Source organism: Candidatus Competibacteraceae bacterium, assembly GCA_016713505.1.
GTDB lineage: Bacteria > Pseudomonadota > Gammaproteobacteria > Competibacterales > Competibacteraceae > Competibacter_A.
Window position 1 is genome coordinate 2,578,689 of sequence record JADJPA010000001.1, and the last position, 14,891, is coordinate 2,593,579.

General features: G+C 64.4%; 8 protein-coding genes. 3 read left to right on the plus strand and 5 right to left on the minus strand.

Annotated elements, in window-relative coordinates:
- Positions 1-62 precede the first annotated feature (62 nt).
- From smc to IPK09_11790, 5 genes are all read right to left on the minus strand, one after another.
- Positions 63-3,575 (minus strand): chromosome segregation protein SMC, encoded by a 3,513-nt coding sequence (gene smc / locus IPK09_11770; GenBank protein MBK7984290.1) that lies wholly within the window; start codon positions 3,573-3,575, stop codon positions 63-65.
- 31 nt (positions 3,576-3,606) lie between these two features.
- Positions 3,607-4,080 carry a chemotaxis protein CheW gene (locus IPK09_11775; protein ID MBK7984291.1) on the minus strand — a complete coding sequence of 158 codons (474 nt, stop codon included), beginning with the start codon at positions 4,078-4,080 and terminating at the stop codon, positions 3,607-3,609.
- A 58-nt stretch (positions 4,081-4,138) separates the two neighbouring features.
- The gene (locus tag IPK09_11780; protein MBK7984292.1) at positions 4,139-9,235 is read right to left on the minus strand and encodes an Hpt domain-containing protein; all 5,097 of its coding nucleotides are present in this window, start codon (positions 9,233-9,235) and stop codon (positions 4,139-4,141) included.
- Positions 9,236-9,338: 103 nt separating this feature from the next.
- Positions 9,339-11,405, minus strand: a complete 2,067-nt coding sequence (locus IPK09_11785) for a type IV pili methyl-accepting chemotaxis transducer N-terminal domain-containing protein (protein MBK7984293.1) — start codon at positions 11,403-11,405, stop codon at positions 9,339-9,341.
- A 75-nt stretch (positions 11,406-11,480) separates the two neighbouring features.
- A complete protein-coding gene (locus IPK09_11790; GenBank protein MBK7984294.1) occupies positions 11,481-12,053 on the minus strand; it encodes a chemotaxis protein CheW in 573 nt (190 codons plus the stop codon).
- A gap of 272 nt (positions 12,054-12,325) precedes the next feature.
- On the opposite strand from IPK09_11790, the gene gshB reads away from it, so the two are divergent.
- From gshB to IPK09_11805, 3 genes are read left to right on the plus strand one after another with little or no spacing between them, the layout of a single operon-like run.
- Positions 12,326-13,276, plus strand: coding sequence for a glutathione synthase (gene gshB / locus IPK09_11795; protein ID MBK7984295.1), 951 nt, complete (start codon positions 12,326-12,328; stop codon positions 13,274-13,276).
- Positions 13,277-13,291: 15 nt separating this feature from the next.
- Positions 13,292-14,443, plus strand: a complete 1,152-nt coding sequence (locus IPK09_11800) for a TonB family protein (protein ID MBK7984296.1) — start codon at positions 13,292-13,294, stop codon at positions 14,441-14,443.
- 51 nt (positions 14,444-14,494) lie between these two features.
- Positions 14,495-14,869: an HIT family protein gene (locus IPK09_11805; protein MBK7984297.1), complete on the plus strand. Its 375-nt coding sequence runs from the start codon at positions 14,495-14,497 to the stop codon at positions 14,867-14,869.
- The last annotated feature ends 22 nt before the right edge of the window (positions 14,870-14,891 follow it).

Sequence of the window (14,891 nt, forward strand, 5' to 3'; positions counted from 1 at the left end):
CGCCGGCCGCCGCATTATCCGTCAGCACCAACCCAACGCGGAGTCGCGCCGAGCGAGCGCTTTCAATAGCCGGCCTCGGCCAATCGCACCGCTGCCTCGACGTCGACCGCGACCAGCCGAGAGACGCCCGGTTCCTGCATGGTCACCCCCGCCAGATGCCGGGCGATTTCCATGGTCGCTTTGTTGTGGGTGACAAAGACGAATTGCACCCGCGCCGACAGTTCCTGAACCAATGCGCCAAACCGGCCGATGTTGGTTTCATCCAACGGTGCGTCCACTTCATCCAGCAGACAGAAGGGAGCGGGATTGAGCTGGAAAATGGCGAACACCAGAGCGATGGCGGTCAAGGCCTTCTCACCGCCGGACAGCAAGCTGATCGCACCGATCCGCTTGCCGGGCGGTTTGGCCATGATCGCCACGCCGGCATCCAACACATCGTCACCGACCAGCGTCAAATGGGCCTGCCCCCCGCCGAACAAGCGCGGAAACAAGGCGCCCAAGCCGGTGCTGACCCGTTCGAAGGTGTCCTGAAACCGGGTGCGGGTCTCGCCATCGATCTTGCGAACAGCGCTCTCCAAGGCGGTCAAGGCATCCAGCAAATCAGCGTTTTGCGCGTCCAGAAACTGTTTGCGCTCGGTCAGTTGCGCGCATTCCTCGACCGCCGCCAGATTGATCGGGCCCAGCCGCTGAATCCGGCGCTCGACTTGCGCCAGCCGCTCCAGCCAGTCCGCTTCGACCGCGCCGGGCTCCAGCTTTAAGAGCGTCGGTTCCGGCTCTGCCCCGAGTTCGCGCAGTTGCTCGCTCAGAGTATCCTGGCGGATGCGGGTTTCGCTCCAAGCCAGCCGCCGTTCCTCGATCGTCCGGCGTCGCGCCTCAGCCCGCTGTTCGCAGCGACCGCGGCTTTGTTCCGCTTCCGCCAATGCCGCTTCCTGAGCATCCAGCGCTTGGCGCGCTTCCCGCAGCTCCGCTTCGACCGTGAGTTGCGTTTCAAGGCAACGCGCCAGATCATCCTCGGCGGTCGCCAGCGCCGCAGCGCCAGCGATATCGTCCGCCTGCTCCTGACGTTCGTGCTGGAGCTGCAACTGTTGGCGCTGTGCGTCCAACCGTTCCAGCGCTTGGCGGACGGCGGCCAGTTGCGCCCGCAAGGTTTCGCCGGCCGCCGCCTGACGCGCCACCTCCCGGCGGGCGGCGTCGGCGTGGGCCTGCGCCTGCCGCATCGCCTCACTCGCCCGCTCGCGAGCGTCGAGCAGGTTGGCGCGCTCCGCCTGTCCATCCTGCCGCGCCGCCGCTGCCTCATCCAGCCGCAGCCGCGCCAGTTGCAGCTGCTCTCGGTCGTGGCGGCCTTGCGCTTCCAGCTCTGTCCGTTCCTCCGCGAGATGGGCGCACCGATCGCGCGCCTGTCGCCACTGGGTCCGCAACGCTTGCAACTGGCCTTGAATCCGAGCGTGGTCGCGCTGGCGGTCGTTGATGGTCTGCTGCACCTCCCGCCGTTGCCGCTCCAGCTCATCGTGCAGCCGGAGTTGGAGTTGCTCGGCGCGGGCCGAGCGTTCTTGCAAACGGTTCTCGGCCTCTTGTAACTCTGACTCCAGACGGCGGATTTCGCGCTCGCGCCGCAGCACGCCTCCATCGTCTTCGTCGCGAGCCAACCGCAGCCAGCGCCGCCCGCACAATAGACCGTCCGGCGTCACCAGCACCTCGTCATCCGCCAACCTGGCGCGACGGGCCAGCGCCTCGGCCAAGCTGGTCGCCGTATCCACGCCATCGAGCAGGCCGAGCAGCGGCCACGGGGCCTGGACCTTGACCGCCAGCCCGGCAGCCGCTCGACCGTTGCGCTGGGCGACCGCCGGTTCGAACAGGGTCAACCGGCCGCGCAGCCGCTCCTCGATCGCTGGCGCCAGCGCGCCCAGATCCGGCACGCAGATCGCCTCCAGCCAGTCGGACAGCACCGTTTCGACGGCGGTCTCCCAGCCGGGTTCCACTTCAAGCCGTTCGGCCAAGCGGGGCGCTTGCGCCAGTTCCCGCGCTTGCAACCACTCGTTCACCTCAGCCGCATCCCGACCCAGCGCCGCTTCCTGCAAGGTATGCAGCGACGTTAGCCGGCCGCGTCCGGCCTGAATCCGCTCGCGGGACAAGCGGATATCCAGATCGGCCTGCCGTAACGCCTCTCGGGTGGCGCCCAACTCCGCCTCAATGTCGGTCAGCCGCTGCTGGGCGTCCTGTACGTCTTCGGCAAGCGCCGGTTCCAGCCCCTCCAAGTCGCCGCGCTGGCGGTCGAGTTCGGCGGATGCCAGCTGATCCTGCTCGTGCCGCAAGCGCTCCAGCCGCCGTTCGCCCTGTTCCAATTGGCGTTCGAGATGGCTGATTCGCGTTTGCTCGACCTGCGCCCGCTGCTCGATTTCGCCGCTGTAATGACTGAAGCGATCCCAAGCCGCCTGCCCGGCCTGCAAAGCGTTCACGGCGGCGCTCAACCCCGCGTCCGCTTCCTCCTCAACGCTCCGTGCCTCGACCAGGTTGGGTTCGACGGTGGCCAGGGCCTGGGTCCATTCCGTTTGCTGGAGTCGATCTTGCGCCAGCTGCGCCTCGATCCGCGCCAATGCGGTTGCGGTTTGGCGTCTATCGTCCTCGCGGCGGCGCCGTAATTCATCCTGATGCCGCACGTATTGTTCGAGCCGGCTGATCTCCGCGCCGGTTTGATAGTAACGACCCTGCGCTTCGTTATAGGCATCATTCAGTTCGGTCCGCCGCAGCCGCCCGGTTTCGAGTCGGGTTTCCAGCTGGCGCTGTTCGGCCAGGATCGCCTCCAACCCGGTTTCCTCCTGGCGCAGGTCGCGTTGGTGCGAATCCAACTCGGCGCGCAGCGCCCGCCAGCGCAGGCTCAACAGTTCAGCCTTGAGGCGGCGTTCCTCGGCGCGGCATTCGCGATACTGACCGGCGGCCCGCGCCTGCCGCTGCAAATGCTGGAGCTGGCGGCCCAACTCCTCGCGCACGTCGTTCAGCCGTTCGAGGTTTTCGCGGGTGTGGCGGACGCGGGTTTCAGTCTCGCGGCGGCGCTCCTTGTATTTGGAAACCCCGGCCGCTTCTTCCAGAAAGATCCGCAATTCCTCGGGCTTGGCTTCGATCACCCGCGAAATCATGCCCTGCTCGATGATGGCGTAACTGCGTGGCCCCAGTCCGGTGCCCAGGAAGATGTCGGCGATATCGCGGCGGCGGCAGCGCGCGCCGTTAAGAAAGTAGCTGGATTGGCCGTCGCGACCGACCGAGCGCTTGACGGCGATCTCGGCGTAACTGGCCCAGGGACCGCCCAGTCGACCCTGCTGGTTGTCGAACACCAGTTCGATGGACGCCAGTCCGACCGGCTTGCGGGTGGCCGCGCCGTTGAAGATCACGTCGGTCATGGTTTCGCCGCGCAGGCTGCGGGCCGAGCTTTCGCCCATCACCCAGCGCACGGCGTCGATGATGTTGGATTTGCCGCAACCGTTGGGGCCGACGATGCCGACCAAATTGCCCGGCAAATGCAGCACTGTGGGGTCCACGAAAGACTTGAACCCCACCAACTTGATCTTGCTCAGCCGCATGCGGACATCGGTCGTCGGCCAGCTGTCCGACTCACGTCCGGCGGACCAAGGGTTGCAGCACGGCCTCGATGGCTTCTAGGTCCGGAATAATGACCGGTTGCTCCTGGTAGCGCGCCCAGCTCAGAATGCCCGGCAAACCCAGATCGCCATCATCGATCTCCTGATTCGACTTGAGTTCCTCGCGCTGCAAGTTGATCGGCCGCGGCGCGGACGTTCCCAGAATTCCGAAATGCGGCAGCCGGGCGTCGGCGCCCAGGCTATTGACGATGATGATCCGGGAATTGAGATCGGCCTCGGCCGCCACTCGAAAGATCAGCCGGCCCAGACTGATTAACGGCGTGGTCAAGTTGCGCCACAGCATGGCACCGACCACCCAGTGCGGCGCCGATTCGATCTTGAGCGGGGTCGCGAAGGGCAGCACTTCGACGATGACGCTGTTTGGCAGGATGGCTTGGCCGCCCTGCACCGAAATCAACAAACAGCGAAGACTTGCGGAAGCATCCATAACAGTATCCATGATAGGCGCGGGAATCGAGCCAAGGGTCGAAACGGGAGCCGGCGCGTCAAGTGATCAACTCCAGAGCGCGCTCGCCGAGAATCCGACGGATCGCTTGCATCAATTGCTCTTCTTGATAAGGTTTGGTCAGATAGTCATTGGCGCCCAGCTTCATGGCCCGCTCGCGATGCTTGTCGCCGGAGCGCGAGGTGACCATGATGATCGGCATGGCGCGCAGGCTCGGCTGGTTGCGGACGTGGGCCACGACTTCAAATCCGTCCATGCGCGGCATTTCGATGTCGAGGATCGCCAGGTCGGGCACCTGGCTCTGGAGCATCGCCACCGCGTCCAAGCCGTCCTTGGCGGTGATCACTTGGATGTTGTGGCGTTCCAGAATCCGCGCGGTCACCTTGCGCATGGTGATCGAATCGTCGATGACCATGACGCTGATCTTGTCCTGCCGGGTTTCCTGACGCGCCAGGCGCAGCGCTTGGGTTTCGGCTTGGCGCTGGCCGTGCGAGCCGATGTTGCGCACCAGCGCGGCCAGTTCCAACACCACCACCACCCGACCGTCGCCCAACACGGTCGCGCCGGACATGCCGGGCACGCTGCTGAATTGCGGGCCGACCGGTTTGACGATGACCTCCCGGTTGCCCAGCACCGCTTCGACCTGCAAGGCCGCGCTCGCCTCGGCGCTGCGGAACAACAAGGTCGGCGGCCGGCGGTCCGCGACTTCATCGAAGGCCTGAATCTGCACGCCGCCGATCAACAACCCCAGATTGTGAATCGGATAATTGCGCCCGCTGTAACGGTGCTGGATGAGCTCGCCGGACAGATAGGACTTGAATTCGTTCTCCTGAAGGCGGGTCACCAGTTCGATGCTCAGCAGCGGAATGGCGAAGGTGGATTCACCGGCCTTGACCAGCAGCGCCTGGGTGACCGCCAGCGAGAACGGCAGCCGGATGATGAAGCGCGTCCCCTGACCGGGCTCGGTCTGAATCAGTAAAGCGCCGCGCATCGACCGGATGGCCTCGTTGACCACATCCATGCCGACTCCGCGTCCGGAAATCTGGGTGACCGAGGTCGCGGTGGAAAACCCAGGCCGCAGCAGCAAGGCGATCAGTTCTTCCTCGGTGGCGGGATCGTCGGGCTTCAGCAGACCTTTTTCCTCGCCCTTGGTGCGGATCGCCGCGAAATTGAGGCCGGCCCCGTCATCGCCCAGTTCCAGAACCAGCTCCGCGCCTTCCCGACGCAGGGTCAGGGTGATGGTGCCAATTTCGGGCTTGCCGTCCTCGCGGCGCCGCTCCGGCGTTTCAATGCCGTGCGCCAGCGAATTGCGCAGCATGTGCTCCAGCGGCGCGACCATATTTTCGAGCACGTTGCGGTCGACCTCCGCCTCCTCGCCGCCGACCAGCAGTTCCGCGCGCTTGCCCAGTTCCTGAGCCGACTGGCGCACCACCCGCCGCAGGCGGGGTACGATGCTGCCGAACCGGACCATGCCGGTGCGCATCAGGCCTTGCTGGATTTCCTTGTTGACCTTGCCCTGTTGGTCGAGCAGCGCGGCGACTTCCCGCGCGTGCTCGCCCATGGTGTTGCCGATATTGCCCAGATCGTCGGCAATTTCCATCAAGGAGCGGCTGACCTGCTGCAATTCGGTGAAGCGATCCAGCTCCAAGGGGTCGAATTCCTGTTGGTGCGCTTTAGGCCCTTGATCCTGACGGGACTGAATGCGAGCTTCGGCCTGGGTGGCGAGATTGGAGACCTGGCGGCGCAGCCGGGCGATGGTCTGATCCAGCTCGTTGAGGTTGAAGGCCATGGCGCCGACGCCCTGGTCGATCCGAGAGCGGAAAATGCTGCTTTCGCCCATTTGGTTGACCAGGGACGTCAGCAAGGCGGCGCTGACGCGGATGCTGTCGGCCGACGAGGCCGCGAGTCTTTCCACGGGCCGCGCCACCACCGCGGACGCGGCCGCGGCCGCGGCGGTCAAGGTGGCGGTCACCGCCGGCAGCAGCGGTCTGGACCGCGGCTCGGCAATCTTGACGCCGAGCACGTCTTGCAGCTCGTCGATCAGCTCGCGTTGCGCCGGCGGTTGCTCGCCGCCCAAAACGCCCGCCAGCATTTGATGCAGGCGATCCAGGGCGCGCTGGATCAGATCCATGGTCCGCGCCGATCCCTGGAGCATACCCTTGCTCAACGCATCCAGAATCGATTCGGCCGCGTGCGCCAGTTCGCCGACGGTCATGAAGCCGGCCATGCGCGAACTGCCTTTGAGCGTGTGCATCTCGCGGCGCAGGTCGTTCAATAAATCGACGCTGTTGGGCTCTTGGCGCAGGCGCTGCACGATGGCGTCGCTGGAGTCGAGAATCTCGGTGGCCTCGGCCTGAAAGACCTGAATCAGCTCTTGATCCAGTTCGGTCATGGTCTGGAAGGCGGCCGGTTCCGGTAGCGCGACCGCCGGCCGTTTGCCGGTCGATCTCTCCGTCAGCGGCTCGGCGGCCGTTACGGCCGCCGGCAGCTCCGTGATGGGCTTGCCGGTGGCGATGGCGTCGGCCAGGCGGTGCAGATCGTGAATCAAATGGGTCGCAGCGGCCGGATCGGCGCCGCTGGCGGCGGCTTCCACCAGCATCCGATTCAGGTAGTCCAGGGTGTGCTGGAGGGTATCGAGCACGATCGGCGAGGCATGGCCGCCGCCCTTACCGAGCGCGTCCAGTACCGATTCCGCGGCGTGCGCCAAATCGCCGATGGCCATGAAGCCGGACATGCGAGACCCTCCCTTGAGGGTGTGCATGCTCCGCCGTAGGTCGTTCAACAGCGCCGCGTGATCCTCCTCCGCCGCCAGCCGGTGCAGGATCAGATCGCTGGCGTCGAGGATTTCGGCCGCTTCGTACTGGAAAACTTGCGCCAGTTCCAAATCCGCGCTGGATAACCCGGCCGGCTCCGGCAGGGCCACCGGGACCGCCGCCACCGGCGGCGCGCGTTCGGGCGGGGCCGGCGGCGGAACCGTTTTGGGGGGTTTGATCGGGGCGGGTTGGGGCACGAGCGCGGCGCTGGCCGGAGCGTGCGCAAACGCTCGGGCTCGCGCCACTAAATTCACCAACGCCGGGTTGGCGGTGCTGCCTACCGGAGATTGCTCGATCAGCATCTCCAAGGCCGCCGCCGCTTCGATGGCCAGATCGGCTAGCGCCGACGCAGCCGGCAGCTCACCGCTCAGAACGCGGTTCAGCAGATTTTCGAACTCCCAGGCGAAGTCGCCGATTTCGGTCATGCCGACCACGCGGCCGCTGCCCTTGAGCGTGTGAAAGGCCCGCCGGACGTGAGTCAACGCCTTATGGTCATCCAGATTGCGTTTCCAGACCGCACATTGCTGGACGATGTTTTGCAGCTCTTCGCGCGCCTCTTCCAGGAAGACGTCCAAAAATTCTGGATCGATTTGGGGCACCACTCGGACCGAGACTGGTTCGGCCGGCGCGGGCGCCACGTCCCGCCTGATCGAGACCGGCTCGAGCCGTAACGACGGCGGTGCCGTGATCGGTTCCAGGGCATCGGGCTGGGCCAAGACCTGGGCGCGGGTCACCAACGGCGGCAGCGCGGCAAGTTCGCCGCCCCGCAACGGGACTTCGCCCACCAGCGGCGCCAGCGCCGCCGCCGCCAGCGCGACCGCGTCGCAAATGGCCGGGTTCGGGTTCAGGGTTCCACTCAAGACCTGATTCAGCAGATTTTCGTATTCCCAAGCGAAATCCCCGACCACGGTCGCGCCCACCATGCGGCCGCTGCCCTTGAGGGTATGGAAAGCCCGTCGGAGGGTGGTCAGGGCCTCATGGTCCTGCAAATTCGTCCGCCAATCCTCGACCCGTTCGCGAACGACCGCCAGCTCCTCGCGCGCCTCCTCCAAAAACACTTCCACAAATTCGGGATCGGCTCCGGCAATTCCCATCAATTCCATCAAAGCGGCGGCTTGCTGTTCGACCGCCGGCGCGGAATCCGCTAGGGATGCAGCGGCTCCATCAAGGTCCGACTCCAGCGCTTCGGGCGGTTCCAACGCCAGCTCCGGTTGCGGCGCGGACTGCGCCACGGCTGGCGGCTCAGCCTCCCCGGCCACCAGCTCCGGTTCGAAGCTAAAATCGACCGGCGCCTCCCGCCACGGCGCCTCATCCAGGTCCGAACTGACTTCGGCACGCGGCGCCTCCGGCTCCAGGCTCGCCGCAAACGGCGTGCTTTGGCTCTGCTCGTTCGAGGCGAGACGGCTATCGGCGACCGGTAGCTCCCAGTTCAATTCGAGCGTCGCATCGAGCGGGTCGGTTGCGACGGCTTCCAGCGGGACCGGCGCGAGCGCGAGATTCAAGGTAGGCGGAAGCGGCGGCAGGCCGAGCAAGGTTTCCAATTGGGCGATTTGCTCTTCCACCGTATTCAGCACCGTGGCGGAAGCGGGCCGGCTGCTGTCCAGCGGCTCCAGATAATGTCCGAGCGCGGCCAAAATCTCTCCGAGCATACCGCTGGCCAGCGGTCGGTAAGGTTCGGCGCCAGCGGCGAGCGCACCCGCGATTCGCTCCAGGCGCTCGCACGCCGAGGCGGGGCGCGTCAAATCCTGCCCGGCCAACATACGACGCAGGTTTTGCAGCTCGCTGCGCAACCATTCCCAGGATTCGGTCTTTTCGCTGGCTCCCTCCAGATCGCTGCTCACGGTCTTTTGCAAGCGCTTGAACGTATCCAGAATTCCGTAGCGCGCGGTATCCGAAGCAACGGCCTGGAGCGCTCCTCCGCCGTGGGGCGCGCCTTGCTGGCGCACCTGGCGCAAGACCTGGATCATCCTCGACAGTTCGGGTTCTGGCCGCCGCTGGCCGGGCGCCAGAGACGATTCCAAATACTCGGCCAGTTGCGCGGCGGCCTGTTGCAACACCGCCGGATCGAAGGGTCGCAGCTTGCCCTTAATCAAACCCAGGGCCAACACCCGTATCTCATCGATCAAGGCGACCGCTTTTCGATGCTCCAGGGCCACCAGCGGGCCGCGCATCTGATCGATGGCATCGACCATCGCCTCCAGCGGGGCAGGTTCGGCGGGGTCCTCGCCGTAGGCCTCCAAATGGTGTCGAATCCCCTGTAGGGCCAGCAACAAATCTTCCTTGATAGCGTCCAGGGGGTTATCGGCGACACGATGCGAACTCATCACGCTACCTCCGTGCGGATAGCCTAAGCCGGCGATTGCCGGTGGGAACCGGGTCGATCGGAACCACACTCATGCTCGCGATATCCCGGTTTCGCCCTTGCTTTCAAGCCGGCAACCGGAAATCGGCGACCGCCTGGCGCAACTCCCGCGACAGTTGATTGAGCTTGCCGATGGCGGATGCGGTGGACACACTGCTTTCGGCGGTCTGCCCGGTAATTTCGTTGATGGAAATCATGGCGGTCGACACCCGCGAGGCCATTTCCGAGACCTGTCCGGCGGATTTGGAAATTTCGTCGATCAACTCGGCCAAGTTGGCGGAGACTTTTTCGATTTCCTCCAGCGCCTCGCCGGCCTTCTCGGCCAAACCGGCCCCGCCGACCACCTCGGCGGTGCTCTTTTCCATGGAAATGACCGCTTCGTTGGTGTCGGCCTGAATGGTCTTGACCAGGGTTTCGATGCGCTTGGTGGCGTTGCTGGAGCGCTCGGCCAAGCGTTGCACTTCGTCCGCCACCACCGCGAAGCCGCGTCCGGCGTCGCCCGCCGCCGAGGCTTGAATCGCGGCGTTCAACGCCAGGATGTTGGTCTGATCGGCGATGTCGTTGATCAGGGCCACGATGTCGCCGATTTCCTGCGAAGACTCGCCCAGCCGCTTGATGCGTTTGGAGGTGTCCTGAATGTGCTCGCGGATGGCGTTCATGCCGTTGATGGTCCGGCGCACCCGGTCGCCGCCTTCGTGGGCGATGCCCACCGACTTTTCGGCCACTTCGGCTGACGAGGCGGTCTTGGAGGACACGTCGTCCATCGAATGCGCCATCTGGGTCACGGTGGCGCTGGCGTTTTCGATCTGCCGGGCCTGGATTTCGCTGGATTTGGCCAGCCGGTCGGCGATGGCGCTGGTTTCCTGCACCGCGCCAGCGACCAAGCCGGAGGTGTTGTTGATGGTGGACACCAGATCGCGCAGCGCTTCGATGGCGTAGTTGACGGAATCGGCGATGGCCCCGGTGATGTCCTCGGTGACGCTGGCCTGCACGGTCAGATCGCCTTCGGCCAGGTTGCCGAGTTCGTCGAGCAGGCGCAGGATCGCATCCTGATTGCGGCGGTTCTGTTCCTCGGTTTCCTGCTTGCGCTGCTCGCTTTCCTGGAGCCGCTGGCGGCTTTCGCGATTTTGCAGGTACACCAGCGCCAACAACAGAATCAGAGCGAGCACTCCCAGCAAATAGGCGATCTGATAGTTGAGCGGTATGCCGAACAACTGAAAGCCCCGGCTGCCGGTGGAATAGGCATCGAACAGCCTGGTGGTCGCCTCCAGCAGCCCATCGCCTTTCTCGAAGATATTTTGCGCGGCGCTCTGCGCCTTGATCAGTTCCGGGGCATACTCGACGATGCGCGCGGTTTCGGTTTCAAGCGACTTGAAGCGATCGGCGAGATCGGCGATTTTGCCCGTGCTTTCGGGCAAGCTGACCCGATCGACCCCCAACCGGCTATCGCCGTCGCGCATCCCCCGCAGAATCCGGCCGAACAAATTCACGTTGCGTCCGAACCGGTCGGCGGCGGCGGCGACGCCCGCGCCGCCTTCGTTCAACATCCGCTTGAGATCGCTCTCGATCCGCTGCCCCAGCAACAACTGATTGGTGGCCAGATAAACCTGCCGCGAATCGAGGCGGTTGTTGGACATGTTCTTGGCGATTTCGTCGGATATCGTGACAATCTGGGTCAGCGAACTTTCCAACAGCGGCACGAAATTGCTGACCGCCATGACCGACTCACGTCCGGCCAGCAGCGTATCAAGGTCGGCCTTGACCGGCTTCCAGCGGTTGTCCAGTTCGGTCAGTTGCGACCGAACCACCTCCGGCGCGGGCGATAACCCCAGCACGGCGTTGCCGTTCTTCTGATCGTTCAAGGCTTGCTCGAACCGGTCGCGCCCTTCTTTGAGCTTTGCAAACGCCACCTCCTTGCCGCGCGCGGACTCCAGCGAGTCCGTCACTAGCGAACGCGACAGAAACCGCTGTTCGCCGACGAGCCTGAAATAAATCTCGTTCTGCCGGTCCTGGCGTTCCAGTAGAGTAAAGATAACCCCCATCAGCACGATGAAGAACACCAGCGCGCCCAACAGCGCCAGATAGGTGAAAGATAATCCTTTCAACGCCGAACGATCTTGCAACTCTCGCATTTCTGTTTCTCGTTAAGCTTGACCCTGATAACCGCCCCGCCCGCTGGCCATCCGGCGGAGAAATTCCGAAAAATCCTAACCGGCCGCATTCAAAAATTCGGCTCCCGCCAACAATTTTCGGGTATTGAAGACCATCCAACAGCAGCTGTCGCTCCAAAACGCGTCGGTAATATAAGGCCGCAGGCTTTCTTCCACGGCGTCTAGCGTTGGCAGGCGATGCTGGGTTCCAAAATGGCGCATTCCGATGATCTCGTCCACCAGCAGACCGTAATCCCACTCCCCGGAGCGGACGATGACCAGTTGGCTACCCGGCAATTGCATCGTGGACCGGCCGGTCACAAAATCTCGCAAATCGGAGACTGAAATGACCTTGCCGCGCAAATTGGCAATGCCCAACAGCCAGCGTTTCACGCCCGGCACCCGCGTGATGCTGCGCGGGATCGGGATGATTTCGGCGACGTCATCCATGGAGAATAGCAGGTTCCAGGAACCAAGGCGCGCGGCGAGTTGCCCTCTGATCTCAGACAGCTGCGCGCCCGCCGCCGCCGCCGGCGCGCGTTCGCGGATGCGCTGGTCCAGCTGCAACAAAATATCGAAGGGGTGCGGCGGAGGTGACGCCGTGGAGGGAGTTATGACCGCTTCTGCCACATCACTGTCCTCGATGAAAGTCGGACGACCGTCGCGCAACCCGGCCAAAAATCGCTGTTATTCTTGGAGTCTGAGGTTGGAGCAGAGCCGCGCTGACGGCCTAATGCCCTTTTTAGGATGTTTTTAGCATACTAATAGCCATGATGCCATGACGGAAACCGTAACGAGCTTTCTACATCTTAGGTCGCTCGACCAAATATGCAAACGGTATGCCGTTACAGTCAGGCCCGGCGGCCTTCGCACGGTCATCCACCCTTGAGGACTTGCTTGCCATGACCATCAAGCTCGGTGTGGTGATGGATCCCATCGCGACCATCACCATCAAAAAAGATACCACCTTCGCCATGCTGCTGGCTGCCCAGGCGCGCGGTTGGCAACTGCATTACTTCGAGCAAGCCGATCTGTACGCGCGCGGCAACAAAGCCTTCGGCCGAGCGCGGCGGCTCAGCGTCAAGGACGACAAGCACGGGTGGTTCGCCTTCCACGGCGAGCGAGAGCTGCCGCTGGCGGAACTGGACGCGATGCTGATGCGCAAAGACCCGCCGTTCGACATGGAGTACATCTATACCACGTACCTGTTGGAGTTGGCCGAGGCCGCCGGCGTGCTAGTCGTCAATAAGCCCAGCAGCCTGCGCGACGCCAATGAGAAAGTCTTTGCCTTGCACTTTCCAGAATGCTGCCCGCCGACCCTGGTAGCCCGTGCAGCGACCCGGCTGAAAGCGTTCTTGGGCGAGCATGAGGATATCGTGGTGAAACCGCTGGACGGCATGGGCGGCGCCTCGGTGTTCAGACTGCGCCAGAACGATCCCAACCTGAACGTGATCCTGGAAACCCTTACCGCGCACGACCGGCGTTCGGCCATGGCGCAGCGCTACATTCCGGAAGTGACGGCCGGCGACAAGCGCATCCTGCTGATCGACGGCGAACCGGTTCCTTACGCGCTCGCCCGCATTCCTCAAGCCGGCGAGACGCGCGCCAATCTGGCGGCGGGCGGGCGCGGCGAAGGCGTGTCCCTCAGCGAGCGCGATCGCTGGATCTGCGCGCAGGTCGCGCCAAAACTCCGGGAAATGGGTTTGCTGTTCGTCGGTTTGGATGTGATCGGCGACTATTTGACCGAAATTAATGTTACCAGCCCTACGTGCGCGCGGGAGTTGGACGCCCAGTTTGGGCTGGACATCGGCGGCGAGTTGATGGCCGCCATCGAACGCCGGCTCCGGCGCTGACAGCCGCGGGTCGCGATGGACGCCGCGATCGCTCGAAGCGGAGACGGCGCGGGTCGGCTGGCGCTGGCGGCGCTGCTGGCGCTAGGCCTGCACGCGCTAGTACTTTTGGCGCCGCCGGCCGGTTGGTGGTCGCTGCGTTTTCCCAAACCACCGCGCTTCGATGTGCTGCTACTCCCGCCGGTAACGCGGCCAATTCCAGCGCCGTCGGTGCTCGGTTCCGAATCGACCCGGCCCGTACCCGCCGCCCCTGACTCGCCCGCTCGCGCCAGCGTTTCGATGCCGGCGACCGCGCCGCCTTCCGCGCTGACGCCAGCCGTGGCCCTAGCAACCCCCGCGCCTGCCTCGACCCCACCGCCCCTTGCTCCGCCCGTCCAAACCCAGGCCGCGAAACCGCCGCTCGCCCAGCCGACGGCTCCTGGACCGGCGCGAAAACCGGTTCCGAAAGCAGCCGTGCCAGACCGGCCGTCCGTTGCAGCCAAGACCGTGCCCAAACCACGGACGAACGACGCTGCGCCGACCTCGCGCCCGCAACTCCGGCCGATGCCAAAACCGGCGCCAAACCTGCCCGACAAGCCGCTTGGCCCACCGCGAACGACGCCTGCACCATCGACTCAGCCGCCTCCACCGTCGGTCAAATCGCCCGCTCCCGTGGTCGCCTCCGAACCGAGCGATCCCGCCCGCCACCCGGAAAGGCCGCAGCGAAGCGGCTCAGAGGCGGGTCCCAGCCGCCGTAGCCGTTTGGACAGCAGCGCGTTATTGGGCCAAATCGCCAGCCTCGAAACGGCAGCCCAGCGGCGCGAGAATGCGACCGCGCGCGGCAAACGGGTCAATCCGCGAGACACCCAGTCCCTGGAAGGTTTTTATATCGCCGCCTGGGTGCGCAAGGTCGAACAAATCGGCGAAATGAATTTTCCCGATATCGCCCGCAAGTTGGACTTGAACACCGGTCCGGTGCTGGATGTCACTATTCGGGCGGATGGCTCCTTACAAGAGGTGCGCGTGGTCCGCTCCTCCGGCAATGCCGAACTGGATCGGGCGGCGCAACGCATCGTCAAGCTCGGCGCGCCTTATGCCCCTTTTTCAGCGCAATTACGCCAGCATTTCGATGTCTTATCCATTGCCCGCCCGTGGCGTTTCGAACCGGCCGGTCGGTTGCGAGCGCGCTGAGCAACGGGTAAAACCGCGGCAATTTTTTACTGGAAAGCGTTCGAAAGCACCATGTCTGCTTGTCCCTTCTGCTCCCCGCCGCCGGCACGGCTCGTGGGCCAAACCGCGCGCGTTTTGGCGATCTCCGCTGAATGGTCGGTTTCACCGGGACACACGCTGTTGCTGCCGCGCCGGCATGTGGTTTCGGTGGCTGACTTGAACATCGTGGAATGGGTCGAACTGGGCCAATTGCTGACGGAAATCCGCGCGCTGCTGCTGGCGAAATTACAGCCCGAGGGCTTCAGCATCGGCATCGAGGAGCGCGCGGCGGCTCAGACGGTGAAGCATCTGCACCTGCATCTGATCCCGCGCTACCACGGCGACCAAGCCGATCCGCGCGACGGCATCCGCTGGATTTCTCCCGACAAGGCGCGCCACGGGCCGTGAGAGCCGATTGCGCGGCCGATTT